The 26,107-nt window shown below is 40.8% G+C and carries 23 protein-coding genes, 1 pseudogene and 1 riboswitch; of the genes and pseudogenes, 10 read left to right on the top strand and 14 right to left on the bottom strand.

Features of this window, described 5'->3' with window-relative positions:
• The 5 genes and pseudogenes from B9T36_RS13685 to accC form a co-directional block, all read left to right on the top strand.
• Positions 1 to 151, top strand: a pseudogene (locus tag B9T36_RS13685) (acetyl-CoA C-acyltransferase); the annotation flags it as partial.
• A 99-nt stretch (positions 152 to 250) separates the two neighbouring features.
• The gene (pcaD, locus tag B9T36_RS13690) at positions 251 to 1,027 is read left to right on the top strand and encodes a 3-oxoadipate enol-lactonase (protein ID WP_086210024.1); all 777 of its coding nucleotides are present in this window, start codon (positions 251 to 253) and stop codon (positions 1,025 to 1,027) included.
• Between the two features lie 1,003 nt (positions 1,028 to 2,030).
• Complete coding sequence (aroQ, locus tag B9T36_RS13695) at positions 2,031 to 2,486, top strand: type II 3-dehydroquinate dehydratase (RefSeq protein ID WP_086210025.1); 456 nt, start codon at positions 2,031 to 2,033, stop codon at positions 2,484 to 2,486.
• Between the two features lie 16 nt (positions 2,487 to 2,502).
• Positions 2,503 to 2,922 (top strand): acetyl-CoA carboxylase biotin carboxyl carrier protein, encoded by a 420-nt coding sequence (gene accB / locus B9T36_RS13700; RefSeq protein WP_086210026.1) that lies wholly within the window; start codon positions 2,503 to 2,505, stop codon positions 2,920 to 2,922.
• Positions 2,923 to 2,938: 16 nt separating this feature from the next.
• A complete protein-coding gene (accC, locus tag B9T36_RS13705) occupies positions 2,939 to 4,303 on the top strand; it encodes an acetyl-CoA carboxylase biotin carboxylase subunit (protein ID WP_086210027.1) in 1,365 nt (454 codons plus the stop codon).
• A 72-nt stretch (positions 4,304 to 4,375) separates the two neighbouring features.
• Here the strand turns inward: accC and B9T36_RS13710 are convergent, their stop codons facing one another.
• The 6 genes from B9T36_RS13710 to B9T36_RS13735 all read right to left on the bottom strand — a co-directional run bounded on the left by B9T36_RS13710 (position 4,376) and on the right by B9T36_RS13735 (position 12,730).
• Complete coding sequence (locus tag B9T36_RS13710) at positions 4,376 to 4,813, bottom strand: hypothetical protein (RefSeq protein ID WP_416202566.1); 438 nt, start codon at positions 4,811 to 4,813, stop codon at positions 4,376 to 4,378.
• 234 nt (positions 4,814 to 5,047) lie between these two features.
• Entirely contained in the window at positions 5,048 to 8,653 is a 3,606-nt protein-coding gene (uca, locus tag B9T36_RS13715) for an urea carboxylase (protein WP_086210029.1), read from the bottom strand.
• Between the two features lie 5 nt (positions 8,654 to 8,658).
• On the bottom strand, positions 8,659 to 9,309 hold the full coding sequence (locus B9T36_RS13720) for an urea amidolyase associated protein UAAP2 (RefSeq protein WP_086210030.1): 651 nt from the start codon (positions 9,307 to 9,309) through the stop codon (positions 8,659 to 8,661).
• 17 nt (positions 9,310 to 9,326) lie between these two features.
• Positions 9,327 to 10,067, bottom strand: a complete 741-nt coding sequence (locus B9T36_RS13725) for an urea amidolyase associated protein UAAP1 (RefSeq protein ID WP_086210031.1) — start codon at positions 10,065 to 10,067, stop codon at positions 9,327 to 9,329.
• Positions 10,068 to 10,094: 27 nt separating this feature from the next.
• Positions 10,095 to 10,194: riboswitch (guanidine-I (ykkC/yxkD leader) on the bottom strand.
• 150 nt (positions 10,195 to 10,344) lie between these two features.
• Positions 10,345 to 11,238 carry a LysR substrate-binding domain-containing protein gene (locus B9T36_RS13730; protein WP_086210032.1) on the bottom strand — a complete coding sequence of 298 codons (894 nt, stop codon included), beginning with the start codon at positions 11,236 to 11,238 and terminating at the stop codon, positions 10,345 to 10,347.
• Between the two features lie 319 nt (positions 11,239 to 11,557).
• Entirely contained in the window at positions 11,558 to 12,730 is a 1,173-nt protein-coding gene (locus tag B9T36_RS13735) for a thiolase family protein (RefSeq protein WP_086210033.1), read from the bottom strand.
• Between the two features lie 513 nt (positions 12,731 to 13,243).
• On the opposite strand from B9T36_RS13735, the gene B9T36_RS13740 reads away from it, so the two are divergent.
• A complete protein-coding gene (locus B9T36_RS13740) occupies positions 13,244 to 13,855 on the top strand; it encodes a TetR/AcrR family transcriptional regulator (RefSeq protein ID WP_086210034.1) in 612 nt (203 codons plus the stop codon).
• Between the two features lie 76 nt (positions 13,856 to 13,931).
• On the opposite strand, the gene cysK is transcribed toward B9T36_RS13740, so the two are convergent.
• From cysK to rutD, 8 genes are all read right to left on the bottom strand, one after another.
• Positions 13,932 to 14,930 carry a cysteine synthase A gene (gene cysK, locus B9T36_RS13745; protein WP_086210035.1) on the bottom strand — a complete coding sequence of 333 codons (999 nt, stop codon included), beginning with the start codon at positions 14,928 to 14,930 and terminating at the stop codon, positions 13,932 to 13,934.
• 162 nt (positions 14,931 to 15,092) lie between these two features.
• Entirely contained in the window at positions 15,093 to 15,929 is an 837-nt protein-coding gene (locus tag B9T36_RS13750) for an NAD(P)-dependent oxidoreductase (protein WP_404814619.1), read from the bottom strand.
• A 45-nt stretch (positions 15,930 to 15,974) separates the two neighbouring features.
• The gene (gene rutG, locus B9T36_RS13755) at positions 15,975 to 17,330 is read right to left on the bottom strand and encodes a pyrimidine utilization transport protein G (RefSeq protein WP_086210037.1); all 1,356 of its coding nucleotides are present in this window, start codon (positions 17,328 to 17,330) and stop codon (positions 15,975 to 15,977) included.
• A gap of 36 nt (positions 17,331 to 17,366) precedes the next feature.
• Positions 17,367 to 17,891 carry an NADH-dependent FMN reductase RutF gene (gene rutF, locus B9T36_RS13760; protein ID WP_086210238.1) on the bottom strand — a complete coding sequence of 175 codons (525 nt, stop codon included), beginning with the start codon at positions 17,889 to 17,891 and terminating at the stop codon, positions 17,367 to 17,369.
• A 103-nt stretch (positions 17,892 to 17,994) separates the two neighbouring features.
• Entirely contained in the window at positions 17,995 to 18,378 is a 384-nt protein-coding gene (rutC, locus tag B9T36_RS13765; protein ID WP_086210038.1) for a pyrimidine utilization protein C, read from the bottom strand.
• 31 nt (positions 18,379 to 18,409) lie between these two features.
• Positions 18,410 to 19,159: a pyrimidine utilization protein B gene (rutB, locus tag B9T36_RS13770; RefSeq protein WP_086210039.1), complete on the bottom strand. Its 750-nt coding sequence runs from the start codon at positions 19,157 to 19,159 to the stop codon at positions 18,410 to 18,412.
• Positions 19,156 to 20,268 (bottom strand): pyrimidine utilization protein A, encoded by a 1,113-nt coding sequence (rutA, locus tag B9T36_RS13775; RefSeq protein WP_086210040.1) that lies wholly within the window; start codon positions 20,266 to 20,268, stop codon positions 19,156 to 19,158. Before rutA ends, rutB begins: the two co-directional genes overlap by 4 nt.
• A 340-nt stretch (positions 20,269 to 20,608) precedes the next feature.
• A complete protein-coding gene (gene rutD / locus B9T36_RS13780) occupies positions 20,609 to 21,412 on the bottom strand; it encodes a pyrimidine utilization protein D (protein ID WP_086210041.1) in 804 nt (267 codons plus the stop codon).
• A 392-nt stretch (positions 21,413 to 21,804) separates the two neighbouring features.
• On the opposite strand from rutD, the gene B9T36_RS13785 reads away from it, so the two are divergent.
• The 4 genes from B9T36_RS13785 to B9T36_RS13800 all read left to right on the top strand — a co-directional run bounded on the left by B9T36_RS13785 (position 21,805) and on the right by B9T36_RS13800 (position 26,090).
• Positions 21,805 to 22,122: an ArsR/SmtB family transcription factor gene (locus tag B9T36_RS13785; RefSeq protein ID WP_086210042.1), complete on the top strand. Its 318-nt coding sequence runs from the start codon at positions 21,805 to 21,807 to the stop codon at positions 22,120 to 22,122.
• Positions 22,123 to 22,224: 102 nt separating this feature from the next.
• Complete coding sequence (locus tag B9T36_RS13790; protein ID WP_086210043.1) at positions 22,225 to 23,964, top strand: SulP family inorganic anion transporter; 1,740 nt, start codon at positions 22,225 to 22,227, stop codon at positions 23,962 to 23,964.
• Positions 23,965 to 24,188: 224 nt separating this feature from the next.
• Positions 24,189 to 25,382 (top strand): serine/threonine transporter SstT, encoded by a 1,194-nt coding sequence (gene sstT / locus B9T36_RS13795; RefSeq protein ID WP_086210044.1) that lies wholly within the window; start codon positions 24,189 to 24,191, stop codon positions 25,380 to 25,382.
• Between the two features lie 39 nt (positions 25,383 to 25,421).
• A complete protein-coding gene (locus B9T36_RS13800) occupies positions 25,422 to 26,090 on the top strand; it encodes a YoaK family protein (RefSeq protein ID WP_086210045.1) in 669 nt (222 codons plus the stop codon).
• Positions 26,091 to 26,107 lie beyond the last annotated feature (17 nt).

The following is a 26,107-nucleotide window of genomic DNA, read 5'->3' on the forward strand; positions in this document are numbered from 1 at the left end:
AATTGCCATCGGTCATCCACTCGGTGCATCGGGTGCGCGTTTAGTCACCACAGCTTTAAACCAGTTAGAACAAACGGGTGGAACCTATGCCTTGTGTTCGATGTGCATTGGGGTTGGTCAAGGGATTGCTTTGATTATTCAGCGCGTTTAACCATCCTTCTGATCTGACGTGGTGTTTCTACTCATAACACTTATTGCTGATAACAACAGTAGAAACACTGAAAATTTTTAATGAATTAAGGAAGAACTTATGCCAAGTTTTACTTCAAATAATGCCGAAATTCACTATCAGACCTTTGGTGATTCAAGAAATCCTGCGCTTGTTTTTTCAAACTCACTGGGTACAAACTTCAACATGTGGAAGCCACAAATCAATTTTTTCCAGAAAAATTATTTCGTGATTTGCTATGACACTCGTGGGCATGGCCAGTCTTCTGCACCTCAAGGACCTTATGATATTGAACTACTTGGTCTAGACTTGATCCATTTACTCGACCACCTGAACATCGAAAAAGCCATATTTTGCGGCATTTCTATGGGCGGTCTCACAGGTCAGTGGTTAGTCATTCATAAGCCTGAACGTTTCCACCGTGCCATTGTATGCAATACTTCCGCAAAAATTGGCAGTGAACAGGCTTGGAATGAGCGAGCATCTCTCGTTCGTAGCCAAGGTTTAGAACCGATTGCATCAACGGCCGCGAGCCGTTGGTTTACCGAACCCTTTATCCAAAGCAACGCAGCAACAGTAGCAGCGCTTTCAAACGACTTAGGTGCTGGCAGCCCAGAAGGTTATGCGAGTTGCTGTGAAGCTTTGGCTAAAGCGGATTTACGTGAAAAACTCGAAAGTATTCGAGTACCTCTACTTGTGATTGCAGGTAGTAAAGATCCTGTGACTACAATCGCCGATGCTCAATACATGGTCAATCATGTACGTAGTAGTGCTTTATTTGAAATAGATGCATCACATATCTCAAATATTGAACAGCCCAAAATTTTCAATCAGGTCATCTTGGATTTTATTGCCTAATCGTTTTACCTGATAAAAAAACAGCTCATTGCGGGCTGTTTTTTATATTTCTGTCGTCAGCGAATTAAAAACTGCATATAAAACAACCATAAATACTTATGTATTTTAGACCTTTTCCGACTCTATCGTACTTATTGCCAATACCCAACCTGCACTACTCTGCTACTTTTGTCATGATCAAGAACGCTCTCGTGAACAAAATAGCCAATCATGGCGTGATTGAGCCAATCTTTGGATCAAAAAACCATATGAAATGACTGTATTTTTTTTACCCAAAACCAAGTATTCAGACATACAAGCTACAATTCACTCACAACTAAACATAGGCAAAAAAAACAAGTCGAAAACTAAAGAAATAACTATAGCTTTAGGCTTGGCCACATCCCGCCTAGGATAATTCCATTATTTTCATAACATGTAACTGTCAGAATACATCCGTGAATAAAATAAAGCATTTCTAAATATTGATGTAACAAACTTATGTTTTATTTAAAGAAAGTGATGTTATATTTCTATTCACTTTAGAAAATATGCTGCTTTATAAAGACTTTGAAATCTGATTTATTCGAGCCTGCGCGATAATGCGGTTTGATAGCCAAGTCAGCAGATACAAACACTTTCAGACAGTACTGTTATTTTGATATACAGTGTTAGCACTTAAAAATCGGTTAAGATACTGTAATAAATTTCAGCGTGATCAACAGAATCATACTGTTTTTCGCATGGGTAACTACGTCATTTACATGCTGTAAACCTAAAACAAAAATGCAGTTTTTGGTCAATTTAACTTACAATGTAAAAAAGAGTAATCATTCGAAAATTTGTAATCTTTTAACATTGCCAATTCCTTGCAAAATTTACATTATATTGCCGAAGTTTGGCACTAAGCATCTACGTCAATTCAAACAAACTATAAAAAAAATGTAGAACTTTATGCCATAATACGCAAACTTTGCAGCCATCTTGCAAAGAATTATTGCAACTTATAAATGGAGCAAGCTAAATGAGTTCGACCATTTTGGTTATTCATGGACCGAATCTAAATTTGCTAGGAATGCGTGAACCAGAAGTTTATGGCTCTCTAACGCTGAAAGACATCAACCAACAACTCATCGCCCAAGCTAAACATGCTTCCATTTCTCTCGACACTTTCCAAAGTAATTGGGAAGGTGCCATTGTCGACCGTATTCATCAAGCCCAAGCGGATGGCGTGCAATTTATTATTATCAATCCTGCTGCGCTCACCCACACTTCCGTGGCAATTCGTGATGCGCTACTTGGTGTAGCCATTCCATTTATTGAAGTTCATTTATCAAATGTTCATGCGCGCGAAGCGTTTAGACATCATTCATATTTATCAGATAAAGCCATTGGCGTGATTTGTGGCTTAGGCGCTCAAGGTTATAGCGCTGCGCTCAATTACGCTCTCAACAAAATTCAATCCTCTACGCAATCATAATTAGGAATACTGTCACATGGATATTCGTAAAATCAAGAAACTCATCGACCTGATGATTGAATCTGACTTACAAGCGATTGAAGTTAAAGAAGGCGATCAATCTATTGCTCTTACTCGTCGCAGTCCAGTTGTTGCAACTGGTGCTCCTGTTGCTATGGCTGCTCCTGTTGCCCAAGCTCCAGCAGCAAAAACACCACGTGGTGCTGTAGAAACTTCTCCAATGGTTGGTGTGTTCTATGCTGCTCCTAGCCCAGGTGAAGCGCCATTTGTTAAAGTCGGTCAAACAATCACGGCTGGTGAAACACTTGGTATTATCGAAGCAATGAAAATCATGAACCCGATTGAAGCAACGCAAAGCGGTGTAGTTGAAGAAATTTTAGTGAAAAACGGCGAAGTGATCCAATTCGGTCAACCATTATTCCGCTACCGCGCGTAATAGACGGGGACTCATAATGTTGCAAAAAGTTTTAATTGCAAACCGTGGTGAAATTGCCCTGCGCATCACCCGTGCCTGCAAAACTTTAGGGATTAAGACTGTAGGGATCTATTCAGATGCTGACAAAGACTTAATGCACCTACGTTTTGTAGATGAAGCAGTATGTATTGGACCAGGTGCAAGCAGTGAAAGCTACTTGAATATTCCTGCCATTATTACAGCAGCTGAAATTTCAGGTGCAGATGCCATTCACCCAGGTTATGGCTTCTTATCAGAAAATGCTGAATTTGCTGAAATTGTAGAAAACTCAGGTTTCATTTTTATTGGACCACGCCCTGAACATATTCGTTTGATGGGTAACAAAGTTTCTGCCATTACCGCAATGCGTAAGGCAGGTGTTCCAACCGTACCGGGATCTGCAAATGCAGTTACACCTCAAAATGCTTTAGCAGAAGCCAAAGAAATTGGTTTCCCATTGATCGTGAAAGCTGCTTCTGGTGGTGGTGGTCGTGGTATGCGTATTGTAGAACGTGTCGACACCCTACTTGAATCTGTTCAAGCTGCACAGCGTGATGCTGAAATGTGGTTTGGCGATGACACGGTGTATATGGAACGTTTCCTGCAAACACCTCGTCACGTTGAAGTTCAAGTTCTTGCTGACGGTAATGGTCACGCGATTCATCTCTATGACCGCGACTGCTCTTTACAGCGCCGCCATCAGAAAGTGTTAGAAGAAGCGCCTGCACCAAACTTACCTGAGCAAGCACGTGCTGACATTTTAGAAGCTTGCGTAAATGCTTGTAAATTAATGCAATACCGTGGTGCAGGTACCTTTGAGTTCTTGTTTGAAGATGGTGAATTCTTCTTTATTGAGATGAATACACGTGTTCAAGTTGAGCACCCTGTAACTGAAATGGTGACAGGTATCGACATTATTGAACAACAGCTCCGCATTGCTGGTGGTTTGGGTCTTGAAATTGAACAAGATCAAGTTGAAGTCAAAGGCCATGCGATTGAATGTCGTATCAATGCTGAAGATCCAACGACCTTCTTACCTTCACCAGGTAAAATTGAGAATTTTTATGTACCAGGTGGTGCAGGTATTCGTCTTGATTCACATATCTATCAAGGCTATAGCATTCCACCTTATTATGACTCGATGATTGCGAAGCTAATTGCGCACGGTAAAGATCGTAAAACATCTCTTGCACGTATGCGCCAAGCACTTGATGAAATGATTTTGACTGGAATTAAAACCAATATTCCATTGCACAAAGATTTGATTCTTCAAGATAAAAAGTTCTGCGAACAAGCGATGGATATTCACTATCTTGAGAAACACTTGTTAAAGCAAATTGAAGGTCATCAAGATAAAGACTAATCTAAAGAGTTAATTAGTCTTTCTAAAAAAAACCGCGATTAATCGCGGTTTTTTTATAGATAATACAAATGCTTAAGGCAAAACACGGCGTAGTGTTGCAAAGCACTGCTGACCTTTATCATTGGCACAGAAATTAATGGTTGATGGGCTTTTCCATTTCACAAAGTATTGAGACATTTCACCAGATTGATCTTCTTTTAAGCCAGAACAATCGACTTCATTATTATCATACTTCACTTGCAAAATGAGTGCGGGCAACTGAACATTTTGATCGTTTGACGGTTGATAGTCGTAAATTCCTGTAGACCATTCCTCGCCACTTTTGATCACGACATCGCTATTACTTTTAAAATTATAGTATTCAACGCATTTCCTGTTGTTTGGTAGCTCCATTCCCCACAAACCCACGATTTCTGGGCGAGTCATCACGCGAATATTATTTTGATTTGATGCTTGAGTGACCTCAGTCTGATTTGGCGTATTTGCCATAACTACTGATGTAGTTAACATGAATAACATGCCGAGTAATGTTTTTTTCATACAAGCCATAATGTTTTTTAGCGTCGTACTAAATTAGCATATTTTCATGCAAAACATCATTTTATAACCATTTCATAACAATCTATTTTCTGCTACGCATCGGAAGCTTTATTTAACAAAATGATGTAGTGATTGGATTCATCTGCTTTGAAACGCAATAAAAAGGACTGCCCTAGCAATCCTTTCATTTAGGAATATTTGAGTTTAAGCAACAGGGGCTAACGTAAACAGCACCTGACCTGTTTTGACCGTTTGTCCTTTTTCAATAGTAATGGACTCAACACGCATACGTTCTGGGGCAATAATTGGAATTTCAATTTTCATAGCTTCAATCACAGCTAATGTCGCTCCTTCTTCTACCACATCTCCAGAATTACACTCAATTTTCCAAATAGAACCCGGCATGTGCGACTCTACTGCACAGCCACCTTCAGGAATCTGAATTTCACTGTCATCTAAAACCGCATCAATACTTTCAGAAACATATTCAACCAAACCTGCTGCATGCCAACGACGGCGTTCCTCATCAAAGTTCGCTTGCTGTACTGCTTTAAAACTTGAAATGGATGCTGCATTTTCAATGAGGAAATCATTATATTCTTTTAGATTTAAAACCCCATCTTCCACACGGAGCTTTAAGCGCCCTGCTTTAAAGTCTTCCCGCATTTGCATCAATTCTGTTTCAGATACTTCATAAAATTTAATTTGATCAAAAAAGCGCAGTAACCATGGCTTATCCTGTTCAAAGTCTGGATTTTTGCGGTAACGACTCCACATTTGGGTGGTACGCCCAACAAACTGATAACCGCCAGGGCCTTCCATGCCATAGACACACATATACGCTCCACCGATGCCGACTGCATTTTCAGGCGTCCATGTACGTGCAGGATTATATTTGGTGGTTACTAAACGATGGCGTGGATCCAGTGGTGTTGCCACAGGTGCCCCTAAGTAAACATCCCCCAAGCCCATGACCAAATAATTGGTACTATACACAACATCCTTCACCGCTTGTTTTGACTCTAGTCCATTGATGCGGCGGATAAATTCAATATTATCTGGACACCACGGCGCATCTGGACGTACCGTTTGCATATAGCGCTCAGTTGCCAGCTGGGTTTGCGAGTCTTCCCAAGCCAAAGGTAAATAGACTGTGCGTGACGGCACTTCCATTGCGGTCACGTCAGGCAATTCATTTTCTGCTTGCTGTAAAAGCCACAATAAATGTTTTTGATCAAGTTTTAATGAGTCAAAATGAATTTGTAGCGAACGAATTCCTGGGGTTAAATCAATAATCCCTTCGATACTTTGGTCTTTGACCCATTGCATTAAAGCGTGAATACGGAAACGTAAATTGAGGTCTAAAACCAACTCTCCGTATTCAACCAATAAATAACTGTTCCCTGCGGGGCGATAAGTCACATCAGGTGCAGCGTTCACACCTTTTAGAGTCGCCAAAACTGCATCTGAGAGTGTGTCCATTTCAGCATGCAAGCTTGGGGCAAAATCTACATTTTCAGTCGTATCCGCTTTTAACGCGGCATGATATTTTTGATTTAATGCTTGAGCTTGATCATAAGAAATTGGGATAAATTTAACTTTATCCCCCGCTTTAAGCTGACCAATTTTCCATAGTTCTGAACTAACCACCACCGCTGGGCAAACGAAACCGCCTAAGCTTGGACCATCGGGCCCTAAAATAATCGGCATATCTCCAGTGAAGTCAATCGCGCCAATGGCATAAGCATTATCATGAATATTCGAAGGATGTAGTCCTGCCTCACCACCATCGGTACGTGCCCATTCAGGTTTTTCCCCCACTAAGCGGATGCCTGTACGACTTGAGTTAAAGTGAATTTCAAACTCTTGCTCAAAGAAGCGCTCAATATCACGTTTAGTAAAAAAGTCGGGCGCACCATGCGGTCCATACATCACCGCGATGTTCCAAGCATTGCTAAAGCTTGGTACCTGTGCTGCGCTGAGTGCAACAGTTTCTGCTGAGGTATAAGCCGTAATGGGCAACATATCTCCAATGAGTAAATTGCGTCCTGCGTGACCACCAAACTGACCTAAAGTAAAAGTCGCTTGCGAGCCTAAATAGGCGGGTACATTCAGCCCGCCTTTAATACCAATATAACTGCGACAACCTGTGGTGATTTTACCCGTTTTAAGGATTTGCCCTTTTTTAACATTAAGGGTCTGCCACATGGCAACGTCGACACCATCCAATGTCGCAAACATCTCACCACCCGTAATCACGATTTGGCTGTCACAGTGAAACTTTAAAGTTGGGCCTTGTAATGTACATTCTAGCCCTGCGGTATTAAATGAATTCCCCAATAGTTGATTGGCTATATTTAAAGATAAAGGATCAATCGCACCCGATGGTGGCACTCCAACATCCCAGTAACCCAAACGACCATTGACGTCTTGTATTGAGGTTTGAATACCTGACTGTAACACCTCAATTTTTTGGGTTTTCCACTCAAAAGTATTTAAAAAACGTGTGGTCTGTATCCCTGTTTTAAACACGTCACAGTCAATAATATTTTGTAAATACTCAAGATTAGTTTCAATTCCTGCCACTGAAGTTTTTGCCAAAGTATCACTCATGGCTTGAATTGCCCTTTCACGGTTCTCACAGGTCACAATGATTTTGGCAATCATCGGATCATAAAAGGAAGATACATTTGAACCTGTTTCGACCCATGTTTCATTGCGTGCTTGTGGGTCAAAGTCGACATAAGTCAGTAAGCCAGCACTGGGTTGAAAGTTCTTAATTGGATCTTCAGCATATAAACGGACTTGAATCGAATGACCTTTAGATTTAAGCGCCTCTATCGGTGCAGTCCAGTCACCGCTACCTAAAGTGACCATCCATTCCACAAGGTCTACACCAAACACTTGCTCGGTCACACCATGTTCAACTTGTAGGCGTGTATTCACCTCCAAGAAATAGAATTTTTGGGTGTCAGTATCCATCACAAATTCAACCGTACCTGCCGAACGGTAATTCACTGACTGCATCAGTTGAATTGCAACACCTTGAATATAATCACGTTGTTCATCATTTAAATGCGGTGCTGGAGTTTCCTCAATTACTTTCTGATTACGGCGCTGTACTGAACAGTCTCGCTCTCCCAAAGCCAAAACCAAACCTTGGCCATCCCCAAAGATTTGGACTTCAATATGCCGCGCATTTTCTACAAACTTTTCTAAATACAAACCTGCATCTTTAAAATTGGCTTGTGCCAAATAAGATACGGTTGCATAAGCATCTTTCAACTCAACTTCGTTCCACACCAAACGCATACCAATACCGCCACCACCTGCGGTACTTTTCAGCATAACGGGATAGCCGATACGATTTGCTTCGATCAGTGCTTCCGCTTCGTCTGCTAAAAGCTGGCTACCCGGTAACAATGGCACATCCGCCTGAATGGCAAGTTCGCGTGCGGTATGCTTTAAACCAAAACTACGCATTTGTGCAGAATTTGGCCCTAAAAACACAATGCCCTGTGACTCACACAAGTCACAAAATTCGGCATTTTCAGACAGGAATCCATAACCCGGATGAATGGCTTCAGCGCCCGTCTCTTTGGCAACCTGTAAAATTTTTTCAATATTTAAATAACTTTGACTGGCTGGGCTATCACCAATAAATACCGCTTCATCAGCCAAAGTCACATGTAAGGAATCACGATCTGCTTCTGAATACACCGCAACAGACTGAATGCCTAAATTCTTTAATGTACGAATTACTCGGCAGGCAATTGCACCACGGTTGGCAATGAGAACTTTTTTAAACATGCTAATTACTCCTTACCTTCACGCACAATCAGTTGAATTTTGGTCGGGTTATAGGCATTACATGGATTGTTCAGCTGCGGGCAGTTAGAAATCAGCACGATAAGATCCATCTCCGCTTGAATTTCAACATATTTACCGGGTGCCGATATTCCATCGTCAAATTTGAGATGTCCCTCACTGCTCACAGGAACATTCATAAAGAAATTAATATTCGGCCCAATATGACGAACATTCAGTCCATGCTTTTTCGCAATTGGGTGCAAAGCTAAAGCTGTCATAAAGTTATTGCGACAGCTGTGCATCGGAAATGTGTCGTGTGCATAACGTACGGTGTTACTTTCACATGAACAAGCGCCACCCAAGGTGTCATGACGACCACAGTTATCATCATGGATCGTGGCAATTTTGTTGCCATAGTTGGTATATAGAGCTGTGCCTTTTTCGAGATAAATCTGCTGATTGATGGCTAAAGTATCAGTTGCACTGTAACGCTCTTCAGGGTTGCTCGCAGAAATAAATAAGGTATCGACCGCTTGATTGCCTTCGAGATCAATAATACGGAAATACTGCCCTTTCTTGACTTCACCCATCCATGCCTCACCCGCTGGACAGACTTCATTTAAAACAGCTTGATCAAATGCTTGTAAAATGGTCATGTGTACTCTCCTTGGGCTTAAACAGCATCAAATGCGTAATAACGCGCGTTGTTTTGAAAACCGCGTTGGTTTTGCGAGCATGAATCACGACAAATATCATGTGCGGTTAAAGCGGAGGCTTTGAATAAACTCATTTGAATATTGGCAGGCTGATACTTTACGACTTGGCTTAAACCATGTGGTGCGGCAGATAAGAACACCAGACAGTCCATCTCAAAACGCAGTTCAATGATTTGATGGGTATTGTCAGTATCAATATAAGATAAGTTGCCCGCATCATCAGGACGAACCTTGGAGAATAGGTTGACCGTAGCTGACAGGTCGGTTTGACCTAATGAAAACTTGGTCATTTCAAGTAACAGACTGTCTCGTCCACTCCGATACATCTTATTTCGTGCATCTTGGAAAGTTTGAGTGCCGAATTGTTTTTGAATTTGTTCTGTGCGACTTGGACCACACAAGGCATCATTCCAACCATGATCGTCTTGAACAATTGAGGCCATAACCCGACCTAAGTCCGAATACAACACATGTCCTGCACTTAGAAATGCCGTATGCTGCGCCTTTAAACTATCTGGCATATTAAAACGTTCGAGCTTATCTTCACTGTTGACGCAGAAAAGAGAAACGTTAGCTTGTGCCCCTAAGGCTTTAAACTGTAAGACTGTGCCACGTTGAATACGCCCAGACCAGTGATGTCCACCCGGTAAAAGTTCAGTCCATAGTGCGTTATCGTCGTGATATGTTATTGTGCTCATGCGCCTCTGCCTAAATCGTAACTGTTTACCTCCCGGGCTTTTATCCCTCCGTGTAGTTCTTACGAACCGTGAACTCTCGGTCACAGACATACATCAAAAATGTATCGGAACCCTAGATCACTCTTTCAGTTTAGATTGTGCAAAGGCCGTGCCAATCTAGTATTACGATTTTCAAGCTTTGTAATACCATTTATGAGCAATAAACGGGCGCTTTCAATTTTCAGCACGAATATCTTTGCTATACGCACCAATAAAAAGCATCAAATTTTTAAGAATGCTATTTCATTAAAATTTCATGAAACATATGACGCAGCCATTGGTGGCTGGTTTTATGATGACAAGACATGTGCCAATACTGTTTCACTCCATAACTTGGAAAGGCAATCGGCGCATTGAAGATCTTTAAATTGCCACGTGAAAGTAGAACTTCACTCAAATAGTATGGGACTGTGGCGATTGCATCTGTTTCTTGTACCACCAAGCCTACCCCCAAATAGCTCGGTAAACGCATTAAAATGTCACGCTTTAGTTCTAAATTAAGCAGCTCGTTTTCAATATGGTAATGTCCCATGCCTGCATCAATATCAATATGTGACTCAGCCAAGTATTGCGCTGTGCTGATACTGTCACCGGTCAAACGCGGATGGTCTTTGGCTGCAATCACCACATAATACTGCTCAAACAGTTGCTGTTGATAAAAGCCATTTTCCAATTGCGGTAAAAAACCCAACGCCAAGTCAATTTCACCATTTGCCATTTGATAACTGGTTTCAGAGGTGATCGGACGGATATTCAAACGAATATGTGGTGCATGTTTCTTTAAATACTGCGAAATTTTCGGCAACAACACCAAATGCGAAACATCAGTCATAGCCAAACTAAACTGTTGCTGCGAAGTGGCTTGGTCGAAATCAATCGTAAAGTTATTGATGATTTCAACCTTGTTTAAAGCCTCACTGACCAACGGAAACAATTGCTTAGACAACTCTGTCGGCATCATTTCGTTGCCAATCCGCAAAAACAGCGGATCATTATAATGTTGGCGAATTTTATTCAGAATGTTACTCACCGTCGGTTGACTCATTTCTAAATGATCTGCCGCAAGCGATACACTCTTAAACTTATAAACGTAAAAAAAGATACTGAGTAATTTACAGTCCAGTTCAAACACGAAAAAAATGTTCCTTATATGCATGTGATGGTAGACGATCCATCATCTACCCATTATAGCGATGATCCAATGCTCAAAACTTACATTTATAAGCATCTAGGTCTAATATCAGACGTTTCAACAATAAAAGCACATGAATTATACCTTTAGCTGTACTAAACAATAGATACTTTTCCTGAAAATTTATGTCGCATGTTCTGCATATATTTTACATAACAAAAAAGGCCCGAATCAATCGAACCTTTGATGAAATCAACCATGCCGAATTATAGATATTTAAATCATTTTCTTCACAGGCACAGCTAAAGATATTACAGCTTTAACCCAACAGCTCGACGGCAATAGCAGTCGCCTCGCCACCACCGATACATAAAGCAGCTACACCCTTTTTCCCACCAGTACGTTTCAAAGCATGCAGTAAAGTCACGATAATACGAGAACCAGAAGAACCCAATGGATGTCCAAGTGCGCAAGCACCACCATTCACATTCACTTTAGCAGGGTCTAAATGAAAACCGTCAATTGCAAGCATGGTGACCATCGCAAAGGCTTCATTGACTTCCCACAGGTCAACATCACCCGCAGACCACCCTGCTTTGGCTAAAACTTTCTCAATGGCACCTACAGGGGCAATAGTGAACTCAGATGGATGCTGAGAATTGCTGGCATAAGCCACAACTTTTGCCAATGGTTTGAGACCACGTGCGTCTGCAACATCAGATGAAGTTACAACCAATGCAGAAGCCCCATCTGAAATAGAACTCGAATTTGCCGCGGTAATCGTGCCGTCTTTTTTGAATGCTGGGCGTAAAGTTGGAATTTTATCCACTTTGGCATTGAGGGGTTGCTCATCCTGATCAACTACAACATCACCTTTACGACTACTCACTGTCACAGGCACGATTTCATCTTTAAAGTAGCCACCTTGAATCGCAGCAACGGCTTTATTTAAAGAACCAATGGCATACTGATCCTGCTGTTCACGGGTATAGCCTTTTTTATCTGCCATTTCTTGAGCAAGGACACCCATCGACAGACCTGTTTCAGCATCCTCTAAGCCTTCTTGGAACATGTGATCGGTTGTTTTACCATGTCCCATACGGTAACCCGCACGTGCTTTTTCAAGTAGGTACGGCGCATTTGACATCGACTCCATACCACCTGCCACCACAATTTCAGCTGAACCTGCTTTAATCGCGTCAGCCGCTTGCATGACGGCTTTCATCCCCGAGCCACAAATTTTATTGATGGTTGTTGCACCTGTTGAGTCTGGTAGACCTGCAATGCGCATTGCTTGACGTGCAGGGCCCTGTTTAAGCCCCGCTGGAAGGACACAACCAAAAATGACTTCGTCTACATCAGTCGGTTGTAAGCCAGAACGGTTTAGCACTTCTTTAATCGTGACCGCACCAAGTTCAGGTGCTGTACATGCCGACAACGAACCCTGAAAGCCACCCATTGCTGTACGTACACCGTCTACAATAACAATCATTTTCCATTCATCCTTTTTGATGTTTATTTGTTTTTAAGCGACATTTTATGCACTCAAAAACGCTCCATAACTATTCTTCGTCTTAATAAAGGCTCAATTTAAACGCCTTATTTTTGATGCCTTTAGTCCACGATTTCGCTCACAACGTTATGATCTTGCGCAATCGGTAATATTCGATAGAATCGAAGCATCCGAATAGTTCAACACGCAATAACCAATGTAGGCTTAGATCTGAGCCAGAACTATCCATCACTACGTTTAAGGCAATATATAGTTTTTCTGACAATAGTGTAAAAATCACAAAAATGAAATGTATTTCCATAAAAGTGATCTCTAGAGGCTAACTTTATTGACAGTTGTCTTCAGCTGTTGCAAACAAATTTATTTCAATTCTTGAACAAGTGGATATTTTTAAAACGATTGTAGTAATATTCAAGACCTTAGTTGAATTTAAATATTGAACCGAGTTAAATAGCCTCTCTATAGTTCTCATAAAATATACTGGAAAAGCCAATGACTTCAGTACGCCAACAGAATTTTCTATTACGCAAAGAGAAAATTTTAGCTATGGCTGAGACTTTGTTATTAGATAATAATCAAGACATCACCTTAAGCGAATTAGCAACGGAACTCGATATTGCCAAGGGTACAATTTACAAGCATTTCAAAAGTAAGAACCAACTCTATTTGGAGTTGATTATATTGAATGAAACTCGCTTGCTGGAAATTTCTCAGAAGTACAATAATGATATTAAGACCTATGTTTCTGAATACATGTTGTACAACATGTTAAATTCAAATCGTACGATTTTACTGCACGTTATTGAAGAACGTTTAACCAATAGCGAACGTAAACTTAAAGAACTTTTTGAGAAGCTCTATCAAATACGTGAGCAACGTATTATCGAAATTAAAGACATGACCTCTGACTACTTAAAGTCTTTAGATAGTGCAATGTCCATTCGTGATTATTTATCTTATGTATGGACAGTGACCTACGGTGCATCTTTGTTGCTCAATTCAACGTATTATCAAAAATCAATTGGTTCACGCGAACGCCTGATTAAACTGTATGTTAATCAAGCCCTCATGACACCTGATAAAATTTCACACGCAGTCCTTTAAGTTTCAAAACTGCTTAAGCGACTAAAATAATAAAAAGCCAAACAGTTGATGTTTGGCTTTTTACATTTACATCCAATTAATCAGCTGAAATATCTTCAAACAAAACTGAAGATAAATAACGCTCACCACCATCAGGTAAAATCACCACAATAGTTTTACCCGCATTTTCAGGGCGTGCTGCAAGTTCTGCTGCTGCAGCCATCGCTGCACCACTTGAAATACCCACTAAAATACCTTCTTGACTTGCTGTTTTACGTGCCCAATCAATTGCTGTTGCAGCATCAATTGGCATCACTTCATCGACCAAGTCAAGGTCTAAGTTTTTAGGAATAAAATTAGCGCCAATCCCCTGAATCTTATGTGGTCCAGGTGTCAAAGCTTCGCCACGTTTGGTTTGCCCTATAATCGGCGACTCCGCTGGTTCTACCGCAACTGAGTACAAGGCTTGTTTTTTTACTTTTTCAAAATAACTTGAAATCCCAGAAATCGTACCGCCTGTTCCGACACCAGCCACTAAAATATCAACTTTACCACCTGTTGCTTCCCAAATTTCAGGGCCTGTAGTTGCTTCATGGATAGCTGGGTTTGCTGGATTTTCAAACTGCTGTGGTAAAAAATAAGTTTCTGGGTTTTCATCTACTAAACGCTGTGCTTCTTCTACCGCACCACGCATGCCTTTTGCAGGGTCGGTAAGCACCAAGTTAGCACCTAAAGCTTTCATTACTTTACGGCGTTCGATACTCATACTTGATGGCATAGTCAGGGTTAATGCATAGCCTTTTGCTGCAGCAACAAATGCCAAAGCAATCCCAGTATTCCCACTGGTAGGCTCTACGATGTGCATTCCCTCTTTAAGTACACCACGCGCTTCAGCATCTGCAATAAGTGCAGCCCCGATACGGCATTTGACTGAAAATGCTGGGTTACGGCTTTCAATTTTGGCTAAAACGGTTGCTGGGCTTTGTATAATTCGGTTGATACGAACCAATGGGGTATTACCAATCGCTTCTGCGTTATTACTATAAACCGCTATCCCTAAATTATGAGGCGTTGGAAAAGCTGAATCCGTACTCATAGCAATGTTTCCTATGTTGTTTTTAATGATGTATTGATTATCATACCTTGATTTTTAAATGCAAACTGACATTTGGTCGTGCATATGTTTTTATTTGATAAATAAATCATTTAAACGGAAAAAGTATGGGTTTCCCCATACTTTTAGTACCAAGTGAGCCACTTATATTAGTGTTAGGCTATTCCACTTTTCTAACTCCGTGACTGCCGCGCTAAAATCCACTTGCGTAGCCTGTTCTCGATCTGTTTTTAAAAACAATTCCTGCGTTGTATGAAAAATAGGAGTTTTCATCTGTCCTTCCTCCGCCAAATCCAACGCAATGCCAATATCTTTTTGCAACAGGTTTAAAGCAAAAGTTTTTTGAAAAGTTCGGCTCAAAACTTTTTGCGCCATCACCGTTTCAGACATCGTACTTTTACCGCTAGAGTGATTGATACAACTCAATGCTCCGACCAAATCAACGCCTCGATGCTTCAAAATAGACAAACCCTCGGACAGAGCCCATAAGTGTGTTGCCATGAGTGTATTGTTCACCGCCTTAACTGCAAAGCCTGCACCACTTTCCCCGACGTATTCAATCAGCCCCGCAAATGCCTGAATGATCGGTTTTGCCCTTTCAAATCCAGCGATATTGCCACCTACCATAACCGTTAAAGTACCGCGTTCAGCACCAATGGTTTGACCCGAAACAGGTGCATCTAAGTAAGTTACACCACGTGCTGCCAAATCAGTGGAAATTCGCTGCGCAGACTCAGGCACGCCACTGGTACAGTCCACCCATAAACTTTCAGACTTAGGTGGATGTAATGCAATTAAAGCTTCAACATCTGCGCTGGTCGGTAAGCATGAAAATATAATATCGGCTTGCACCGCTTGTTGGATTTGAACGGGCTCAGTGCCAAAGGTTTGTGCATGCAATGCAGCTTTTTCCGCTGTGCGATTCCACACCCAAACATTATGACCCAGTTTTGGCAAATGGGAGGCCATATGCCAACCCATTGCGCCCAGTCCTATAAATGCAATATTCAGACTCAAAACGTACTCCTAACCGTGTGCAATAGTGCTATTGATTTGGTCATCCGACTTTTCTATGGCCTGCTCATTTTCACTGCCTCGGTTTAAGAAAAGATTAAGAAGAATAGCTGCTAGTGTTGCGGTGCCAATACCACCTAGGTCAAAACTACCAATTTGTAAGCTGTAATTACCTGTTCCCATAATCAGACACACCGCACCAATCATTAAAGTACTGTTCTTGGTAAAATCAATTTTGTTATCGACCCAAATTTTTGCACCCGCAACCGTAATCAAACCGAAAACAACAATGGATGCACCACCCAAGAGTGCAACGGGAATCGTACTAATCACTGCACCAAACTTAGGGGAAAGCCCCAGTAAAATGGCAAACACACCTGCAAAGACAAAGATTGTGGTTGAATAAACTTTAGTGACCGCCATGACTCCAATGTTTTCAGCATAAGTCGTCATCCCTGTTCCACCAACTGAAGCTGAAAGCGTAGTGCACACGCCATCCGCAAAGAAACCACGCCCCATATAAGGAGACAAATTTTTCCCAGTCATCGCTGAAACTGCTTTGAAATGTCCTAAGTTTTCCGCCACCAAAATAATTGCAACAGGTGCAATCAACATCATGGCATTTACATCAAAGGTTGGGCTATGGAAAGTCGGTAAACCAAACCATGCTGCTTGACCAACTTTGGCAAAGTCAATTGCAGTACCAAAACCCATGACATTGGTCAGTAAGAAGTAAATAAAATAGGATGCAACCAAGCCTAAAAGAAGCAATAAGCGGCGCACCATCCCTTTGGTAAATACCGCAATCACACTAATACAAATAATTGTGATTAAGGCCATCCAAGAGTCAAATTGATTGGCCGATACACTTTTAATTGCAACAGGTGCAAGGTGTAAACCAATGATCATTACGATAGCGCCTGTCACAATAGGTGGCATCAACTTTTCAATCCATGCTGTGCCTGTACGCATCACAATTAAGCCAATTAAAGCGTACAATACACCACATGCAATGGTTCCACCCAATGCTAACGAAAGATTTGGATTTGATCCGACACCCGTGTAGCCTGTGACTGCAACCACTGCACCAATGAAGGCAAAGCTAGACCCCAAATAACTTGGCATACGTCCGCCAGTCATTAGGAAGAAAAGTATCGTACCAATCCCTGTAATAAAGATAGTTAAGTTCGGATCAAAACCCATCAGCAATGGCGCAAGCACAGTTGCACCGAACATGGCGAAAGCATGTTGTAATCCTAAAATAATGCTTTTGCCTACGGGCAAGTACTCATCTGTTTGCACAGCAGTTGTATCTAAATCGCCTTGATAAGGCTTAAATTTTGGAAACCACGATTCTTTTGTTTGCATGGGTTTCCCCTCCCTTAAAAAGTAGGATTTTTTGAATTAACACATTGGTAATGGCTCGCAATAACCACGCTTAAAATACATAAGTGCATTCAGTCCACAACTTTGCTTCATGGCTTTGACTTGGCAAAACAGAACATCATGACTCCCCACAGACATACTCTGCACCACTTCGCAGTCAAAACTCACTAAGGCATCATCCAAGACTGGAGCATTGGTCAAAAGTGTGGACCATGTGCCTTGAGCAAAACGTTCAGACATTGGAGTTTTGCCTCCAAATACGTTAGATAAATGTTGTTGCTGGCTCGATAGCGTATTCACACACAGTACTTGATTTGTTTTAAATGTATCAAACACAGAAGATGAACGGTTTAAACAGACCAATAAGGTCGGTGGTGTATCTGTCACACTACATACTGCCGATGCAGTAAAACCTGCCTGACCCGCAGCACCATCCGTCGTAATCACATTAACCGCAGCACCAAGATTCGCCATGCCTTGACGGAACAGGTGTTGATCCAATATCACTTCCGCTTTTTCTTCAGGCACTATAGTGTTTAGCATGGCTTCAACCTGATCTTGGTGTAATAGTTTTGCATTCATCGTATTCTCCATGTCCTGAATGTCGAATTCCTCCATTCAGGACGTTAAAATTTGATTATTCAACTCAAGCCACATGTGCAACCGAAGCAATTTCCACTAAAGCATCAGGCTTAACCAATCCAGTTTGAACACAATAGCGCGCGGGCTTATCACCTGGAAAATATTCGGCATATACAGCATTAATCGCGCCATAATCCCCCCAATCTTTCACAAAAATATGGTTAAAAGTCACGTCATCCATCGTACCGCCAGCTGTTTCAAGGACTCGTTTAATAGTCTCTAAAATATGTCGAGTTTGTGCAGCTGCATCGCCCACATGGACAACATTGTTCTGTTCATCAAAAGCTAAAGTGCCTGATACATAGACGATATTGTCAGCCTTAGTCGCAGGTACAAATGGAGCCAGTGGTTTCGCTGTGCCTTCTGGCACAATAATTTCTTTAGGCATGAGACTTCCTTTAATCTACTGTATGTTTGGCTTATGCTGTTTTTGCCAGAGGCTTATTGCCACAGGTCTGAAAGGTGTTTACAAAACTTTGTGTATCAGACACCCAACCAAAAAAGGTTTTGATGTTATAGAGACTTGCTTCTTGTGCTTCGACGGGCCCAGCCTGATAGCACGCATCCTTAAGAGCTACCCCGAAATACTCCAAGAAAAAACCATCCCTGAGAGTTGACTCAACACAAACATTGGTCGCAATACCAACAAAAACTAAATTTCGGATTCCACGTACCCGCAACATACTGTCCAGTGCGGTATTAAAAAATCCGCTATAACGAGGCTTTTCAATCACCAAGTCTTGTGGTTCCGGCTTTAGGGCATCAATCAACTCAAAGTCCCAACCACCTTTTGCCAATAGCTTTCCCTGTAGCTCAGGATTTTTGCGCATGGTTTTTAAAGCATTCGACTTATGGAAATTCGGCGAATCAATCCCTCCTGCTTCGCGATATTGATCATCCCAACCATTTTTAAAGTAAATCACCTGTATACCCGCTGCATGTGCAGCAAGAACGGACTTTTGAATGTTTTCAACCACAGGTCTAGTTTTAGATACATCAAACCCAGCCAAATCCAAATAGCCACCTTCTGAGGTATAGGCATTTTGCATATCAATCACAATCAATGCCGTGTGCTCAGGTGCCAATGCAATATGTTCAGGTTCGGCTTTCAATGTTTTTGCGTGCAGGCACTGTTTAGTAAATTCTGTACAGACAATCGGCTCATTCATGCACTTTTCTCCAAAATAGCTTGGGATACGTCCTCTTCAACCACGATATGTTCACGGCATTTCATTAAGGGTTGTATGCGCTGACCAAAGTCTTCGACCCCTTGTACAAAATCATCAAAGGCAAGCAAAATGCCTTCCGTCCCTTGGATCTCACCAATTTCATCTAACATTTGTGCAACATGCTCAAACGAGCCTACTAAGGTTCCCATATTGATATTCACAGGTGAAACTGAAGAGGCCATTTGACGGATGTTCGTATCTGCTCCAGATTTGGTATCTTTACCACCTTGATTCATTAGCCAATTGATGGCCTCCATATCTGCACCAGCATTATATTTTTGCCATTTTGCATGTGCCTCTTCATCGGTTTGTGCAGCAATCACCATGAACAACACATAGGTTTGCACGTCACGGCCTGTTTTATCCGTTTGTACTTTTAAGCGGTCATTGATTTCTGCATAGGCTGTTGGTGTATTCAACCCTTTACCAAAGACAAAGTTGTAGTCGGCATATTTGGCAGAAAACTCAAGTCCTGTATCAGACTGACCTGCACAAATAATTTTCATGTCTGCTTGTGGACGTGGACTCACACGACAATCTTGCATGGTAAAATGCTCTCCTTTGAAGTCTGAACGCCCTGTTGCCCAAAGTTCACGTAGAATTTCTACATATTCCGAGAGATATTCATAACGTTGTGCAAAATATTCATCTCCTGGCCACATCCCCATTTGCGTATATTCTGGAGCTTGCCAACCTGTCACCACATTTAAACCAAAGCGCCCATTTGAAATAGAATCAATCGTTGATGCCATACGCGCCACAATTGCAGGTGGCATTACCAATGTCGCTGCTGTTGCATAAATTTTGATTTTGCTGGTTACTGCTGCAAGCCCAGCCATCAAAGTGAATGTCTCAAGGTTATGATCCCAAAACTCAGTTTTCCCGCCAAAACCACGCAGCTTAATCATCGACAAAGCAAAGTCGAAGCCATAATGCTCAGCGCGTTGAACAATTTTTTTGTTTAGTTCAAATGAAGGCATATACTGTGGGGCGCTTTCCGAAAGCAGCCAGCCATTATTTCCAATCGGGCAAAACACACCTATTTTCATCTCTTCTATCCTCTGGCCTCGGTGAATGCTGCTGAATTAAAAATATTCAATCAGCGCAAAGTTTTTACTCTTTGTTTGATAAAAATACATTTGCATAAGCCGTGCCAATTTATTTTTATTACTTACTTTCAAATATTTATTGCATTTTAATTATTTTTATTTTTTACCAAAAAGTAAAATAATAATTATCACCATGCACTATATTTGTGATCTATGGTCGAACATTGTGCAGAAAATGAACCAAACTAGTTTTTTTAGATGTATTCGCCTAAAGAAAAAGGTGTCTAGATATAAAATCTAGACACCTTTATTTTATAAAGTTGAATTAAACAATTAACATTTAAACCAAACTTTCCTGTGCTATTAAAAAGCCCAATATTTCGTTATTCATCCGTGCTGTCTCAGTTACAGTCGCCGCATGAGCGCCCTGCCTTAAAAGAGTCAACTGCGCATGCGGAAATAACTGTTTTAGCTTTTGTGAGCGTTGGTAAGGCACAAGGAAATCATCTTGATTCGCGATCAAATGCATAGGGATATTCTGCAAAGCCACTCGTATCTCCTCGCTCAGTTGAAAAGCCATTAAAGCACTCAGTCGTCGTAATACATTTTCATGTGGTGGAAAGTTTTGAATTTGGAGCTGTTCTTGTTTTTGAATACTTTCTATATTTGCTGAAATCCAAGCGGGTGGATATAAGAACAATGCTTGCGCTTTGACATAAGCTTCTGTTCCAGCCCATTTTAAAAGATTGATTCGTGTTTCAAAGCATTTATAAGTATGCGCATCTAGCGTATCCCAGCCATTTAAAATCGTGATGGACAACATACGATACGCTGTCAGTTGGCATAAATATGCTAATTCGGCACCAATAAAGCCGCCCAATGCATGACCAATAAAATGAAATCGTTGAATATGATGTTGTTTTAAGATCAGCAAAAGTTGCTGCCCCAAATCTCGCATACAATAATCTGGTTTTAATAATGCTGCATCAGCACAGCAACCTTCTTGATCGTAAATCAATACATGAAATTTAGACTGTAGCGCTTGAATTTGGGGTTGCCAAAACTGACCATGTCCGCCTAAACCAGACGATAGAACCACATATTCTGCACTTTCTTCATTTGAGGGAAAAATTTGTACATTCATCTTAAAATTTACTTATTGGTCAAAAAAAATAAGTTGCAATAATTATGCCTTTAATAAATACATATATTTTTAAATTTTATAGTGCTATTTTATAAATAGATGAGAGATTATGCTGTCATTAGACTCATATATGAAAAAATAATAAAAGCTTATTATAAATAATCATAAAGAATACAAATATTATTAAATTTTTATCCTTAAATTATATAAATATCGAGAACTTAAGTGATATTCAAGATAACTATTTTTGATGTAAATAGAACGTATATATAACTTTAACTAATATTTTATTTCACTAAAAGCCATGCATATTACACATGAAAACACAACATTATGAACTGCTTGGTTTTATACTAAGCGCACAGTTGTTTTGTTTTATGAGTAGGTTTTAAATGAACACAGGACTTGAAATCACGTCTATGCGCGACTCTGCTGAAGTTGTTGTGAGTATTTTAAAATCTCTAGCCAATACCGATCGTTTATTAATTCTATGCCATTTGTCGCAACAAGAACTTAATGTTTCACAAATTGAAGAAATTACTGACATCAAACAGCCAACACTTTCTCAGCAATTGATGATGCTACGCAAAAGCGATGTCGTAAATACACGTCGTGACGGTAAGCAAATTTACTACTCCATTAAAGACGAACGTATGGTAGAAGTCTTAAATACTTTATATCAGTTGTATTGCCCTAAACCACGTCTTTAAAATCAAATAATTATGCTATTTTTGATGTGAGTATAATGAATGCTAAGACTTCTTAGCATTTTTTATGCATAATATATCTAAATTTATGATTTAGATTTTTTTATGTCTGATTGGAATCGTCGTCTAGGCCTTTATCTCCCCGCATGGCAGTGGCTCAAGCACTATGACACGCCTACTTTTAAATCAGATTTACTTGCATCCTTTATTGTCATTGCCATGTTGGTTCCTCAAGGTATGGCATACGCCATGTTGGCAGGTTTACCTCCAATTACAGGATTATATGCCAGTATCATCCCGATGATTATTTATGCCATCATCGGCGGCAGTCCCACGCTTTCGATTGGTCCCGTTGCCATCATTTCCATGATGACCTTTGCGACTTTGAATTCGATGTTCGAAGTTGGTTCACCTGTCTACATACAGGCAGCCTACCTATTGGCGCTCATGGTCGGTGTTATTTCTCTGTGTTTGGGGATGCTACGCTTTGGTTTCTTAATTCAACTCATTAGTCATCCCGTTATTCAAAGTTTCATTATTGCTTCGGCCTTACTCATTGCTTTGGGTCAGTTGAAGTTTATTGTTGATCTGCCTTTAAAAGCCAATAATATCCCCGAGTTTGCAACTAGTGTTTGGCAATACATTAGTCTCACTCACGTAGGGACGCTAGTCTTTGGACTCTGCGCCATCGCTTTTTTAATTTACACTCCCAAACTGCTAAACAGCCATGCCTTTAAGTCTTGGTTCCGATCGACTGTATTACTTTCGCGCACCATTCCTTTATTTTTAGTGGTTGCGTCGATCGCCTTAGTCTATTTTTTCCAACTGCAAACGCTTGGCATCAAAACGGTCGGAATCATTCCATCTGGTATGCCTCCGCTCGATATGCCGTATTGGAACTGGGCTCTAGTTCTGCAACTGTTGCCAGGCGCCACCATGATCGCAATGATCAGTTTTGTTGAATCATTGTCTATTGCCCAAGCAACAGCGCTACAAAATCGAAGTCAACTGAATAGTAACCAAGAGCTGATCGCTTTGGGATTAGCCAACATCAGCGCTGGTTTGAGTTCAGCCTTTCCTGTCACAGGCAGTTTATCTCGTACTGTCGTTAATGCAGATGCAGGCGCTCAAACCCCTATGGCAGGAGTGATATCATCATTATTGATTATTGTAGTGAGCTTATACTTTACTGGTTTTTTTCAAAACCTGCCTTTAGCCATTCTGGCTGCAACGATTATTGTCTCTATTTGGAAATTGGTAGACTTTAGACCCTTTATTGAAGCATGGAAATATTCAAAAGCAGATGGTATTGCTATGTGGATCACGTTCTTTGGGGTCGTATGTATAGATATTTCAACAGGTCTGATCATTGGCATGATCTCAACATTTGTTTTATTGCTTTGGAGAATTAGCCGTCCACATATTGCGGTGATTGGTTTGGTCGAAGGTACACAACATTTTCGCAATGTTGAACGTCATGATGTTCAAACAGCTGCACAAGTGCTTTCCATGCGTATAGATGAAAACCTAAGTTTTCTCAATGCCAATGTCTTAAAAGGTGAACTGATTAATGCAGTCAGCCAGCAACCTACACTGGTTCATGTAGTGATCAATTGTTCAAGTATCAGCAGTATCGACCTAAGTGCTTTAGAAATGTTAGAAGATATCAATCTAGAGTTATCTAAACAAAACATTCAGTTGCATTTATCGGAAGTTAAAGGCCCTGTGATGGATCGGTTACAAGGCTCAAAACTGTTAAAGCATTTAAGTGGAAAAATATTCTTGACTCATTATCAAGCAATTCAAACGCTTGCACCACAGCTTCTATCGACACATTCAATATGATCTATATATGAAAGTTTTTTGGCATAAATGAAAAACTTTCTATGTCTTTTTATGATAAAAACCCATTAAATATGTCATTTTTATGAATAAGAATGAATAATAAAAACTGAAATTACAATAACTTAATTTTTATATTTAAATATTTTTCAGTCAGTTAGGAAATTAGGTATAAAATGGCGCACTTAAAATCCGTATTTTGTCCTCGTAATTTTCAAGGCGCCTCTATGTTCTCTGTTTTAGCGCGAATGAGTTTAGTTACTCGAATTATCATTGCCATTATTTTAGGTATTGGTGTAGCTCTTGTTTTTCCCGGTGTTGCACCTTATTTGAGCCTACTAGGCGACTTGTTTATTAAAGCGTTAAAATCTGTGGCGCCTGTACTTGTTTTCGTTTTAGTTCTTGCCTCTATTGCCAATTTTAGAGTGGGCCACAGTGCAAATCTACGTCCAATTATCATCATGTATGCAATTGGTATGTTGCTCGCTGCGTTTGCAGCGGTTGCCGTCAGTATTATTTTCCCAAGTACATTATACTTAAATTTACCTGCAAATACGGATCTACAAGCACCAAGTAGCCTGATTGAAATTTTTAAGAATTTACTGCTCAGTTTCATCGCTAACCCTGTAACTGCAATTAGCGAAGCAAACTTCATTGGTATTTTAGCTTGGGCTGTTGCTTTAGGCGTAGCTTTTCGCCATGCAAAAGACACGACTAAAGACTTCTTAAATGACACAGCTCATGCGGTAAACAGTGTTATCCGCCTCGTAATTAACTTTGCACCAGTGGGTATTTTTGGCTTAGTGGCCGTCACTTTTGCTGAAACGGGTCTAAGTACTCTAGAAAGCTATGCTCAGTTGCTTGCAGTATTGCTGGGTACTATGGCTTTTGTGGCACTAGTAATTAACCCACTTATGGTTGCGGTTGTAACACGCAGCAACCCCTATCCTTTAGTATTCCAATGTTTACGTGAAAGCGGTATTACTGCATTTTTTACACGTAGTTCTGCTGCGAATATTCCAGTTAACTTGGACCTTGCAAAGCGCTTAGGCGTTCCTGAGTCTACGGCAAGCGTAGCAATCCCTTTGGGTGCAACCATCAATATGGCTGGCGCATCTGTGACCATTACTGTACTTACACTTGCAGCAGTCAATACCTTGGGGATTGATGTTGACTTTACTACGATGATGATTTTATCAGTACTTGCGACCGTGTCAGCATGTGGTGCTTCTGGTGTTGCAGGTGGTTCTTTGCTGTTGATCCCTGTTGCTTGCGGCCTGTTTGGTATTTCTTCTGATATTTCGATGCAAGTCGTTGCTATCGGGATGGTGATTAGCGTATTGCAGGACTCAACTGAAACAGCGCTTAACTCATCAACTGATGTATTATTCACTGCAGCAGTTGACCGAGCTTCAAAATAATATATTGTAGAATCAGTACATTGTTTCATTTTTGAAGTTATGCCATTTCAACACTTACCATTTTGGATACAACTGGGTGCATTCTTTTTAGCAATTAATGCTGGAATGATTAATGTTTTAGGACTGGTCACAGTATTACACCAGTCCGTTTCCCACATGACAGGTAATATCAGTGTTTTAGCCATGTCACTTGCGAACTGGCAACCTGAGCACATCTTATACCTTGCGCTTGTTACATTGTGCTATGTGGTAGGGTCATTTTACAGCGGTATCATTTTAGGAAATAGCCACTTTCAGTTGGGTCGCCGTTATGGCTTACCCCTTAGTCTGGTGGCTTTTTTTATTTTTCTATGCTGGTTGTTCCTGCCGTACTTTCCGCGCTATGCACTGCTCTGGGCATGTGTTGCAATGGGTGTACAAAATGCCATGGTCAGCCACTACAAAGGAACCATCATTCGAACCACACACTTGTCTGGTGTCTTAACCGACTTAGGTTTAGCACTCGGCTATCGGGCAAGAGGTCTCGTGGTCGAGCGACGCCGTGTTGTATTACATCTTCTTATTTTAATTGGTTTTTTCATTGGTGGACTCAGCGCAAGTTTGATCTACCCTTATTTCAAACTCAACTCTTTCTTAATCCCGACAGCATTAAGCTTGATCCTTAGTGTTGTATATTGGATCATCTATTTTCGATATCGTCGTATTTAAACGCAATTGTGGAATTC

The sequence above is a fragment of the Acinetobacter sp. ANC 4204 genome (genome assembly GCF_002135205.1).
In the GTDB taxonomy this organism is placed as follows: domain Bacteria; phylum Pseudomonadota; class Gammaproteobacteria; order Pseudomonadales; family Moraxellaceae; genus Acinetobacter.

Bases quoted from the DNA above. Each gene is read 5' to 3' on its own strand.
- accB (WP_086210026.1), top strand. From the start codon at position 2,503: ATGGATATTCGTAAAATCAAGAAACTCATCGACCTGATGATTGAATCT.
- rutF (WP_086210238.1), bottom strand. From the start codon at position 17,891: ATGCTAAACACTATAGTGCCTGAAGAAAAAGCGGAAGTGATATTGGAT.
- B9T36_RS13785 (WP_086210042.1), top strand. From the start codon at position 21,805: ATGAACACAGGACTTGAAATCACGTCTATGCGCGACTCTGCTGAAGTT.
- rutC (WP_086210038.1), bottom strand. From the start codon at position 18,378: ATGCCTAAAGAAATTATTGTGCCAGAAGGCACAGCGAAACCACTGGCT.
- aroQ (WP_086210025.1), top strand. From the start codon at position 2,031: ATGAGTTCGACCATTTTGGTTATTCATGGACCGAATCTAAATTTGCTA.
- accC (WP_086210027.1), top strand. From the start codon at position 2,939: ATGTTGCAAAAAGTTTTAATTGCAAACCGTGGTGAAATTGCCCTGCGC.
- B9T36_RS13720 (WP_086210030.1), bottom strand. From the start codon at position 9,309: ATGACCATTTTACAAGCATTTGATCAAGCTGTTTTAAATGAAGTCTGT.
- pcaD (WP_086210024.1), top strand. From the start codon at position 251: ATGCCAAGTTTTACTTCAAATAATGCCGAAATTCACTATCAGACCTTT.
- B9T36_RS13740 (WP_086210034.1), top strand. From the start codon at position 13,244: ATGACTTCAGTACGCCAACAGAATTTTCTATTACGCAAAGAGAAAATT.
- rutB (WP_086210039.1), bottom strand. From the start codon at position 19,159: ATGAATGAGCCGATTGTCTGTACAGAATTTACTAAACAGTGCCTGCAC.
- B9T36_RS13800 (WP_086210045.1), top strand. From the start codon at position 25,422: ATGCCATTTCAACACTTACCATTTTGGATACAACTGGGTGCATTCTTT.
- rutD (WP_086210041.1), bottom strand. From the start codon at position 21,412: ATGAATGTACAAATTTTTCCCTCAAATGAAGAAAGTGCAGAATATGTG.
- sstT (WP_086210044.1), top strand. From the start codon at position 24,189: ATGTTCTCTGTTTTAGCGCGAATGAGTTTAGTTACTCGAATTATCATT.
- B9T36_RS13725 (WP_086210031.1), bottom strand. From the start codon at position 10,067: ATGAGCACAATAACATATCACGACGATAACGCACTATGGACTGAACTT.
- B9T36_RS13710 (WP_416202566.1), bottom strand. From the start codon at position 4,813: ATGTTAACTACATCAGTAGTTATGGCAAATACGCCAAATCAGACTGAG.
- rutG (WP_086210037.1), bottom strand. From the start codon at position 17,330: ATGCAAACAAAAGAATCGTGGTTTCCAAAATTTAAGCCTTATCAAGGC.
- rutA (WP_086210040.1), bottom strand. From the start codon at position 20,268: ATGAAAATAGGTGTGTTTTGCCCGATTGGAAATAATGGCTGGCTGCTT.
- B9T36_RS13750 (WP_404814619.1), bottom strand. From the start codon at position 15,929: ATGGGTTGGCATATGGCCTCCCATTTGCCAAAACTGGGTCATAATGTT.
- cysK (WP_086210035.1), bottom strand. From the start codon at position 14,930: ATGAGTACGGATTCAGCTTTTCCAACGCCTCATAATTTAGGGATAGCG.
- B9T36_RS13735 (WP_086210033.1), bottom strand. From the start codon at position 12,730: ATGATTGTTATTGTAGACGGTGTACGTACAGCAATGGGTGGCTTTCAG.
- B9T36_RS13790 (WP_086210043.1), top strand. From the start codon at position 22,225: ATGTCTGATTGGAATCGTCGTCTAGGCCTTTATCTCCCCGCATGGCAG.
- uca (WP_086210029.1), bottom strand. From the start codon at position 8,653: ATGTTTAAAAAAGTTCTCATTGCCAACCGTGGTGCAATTGCCTGCCGA.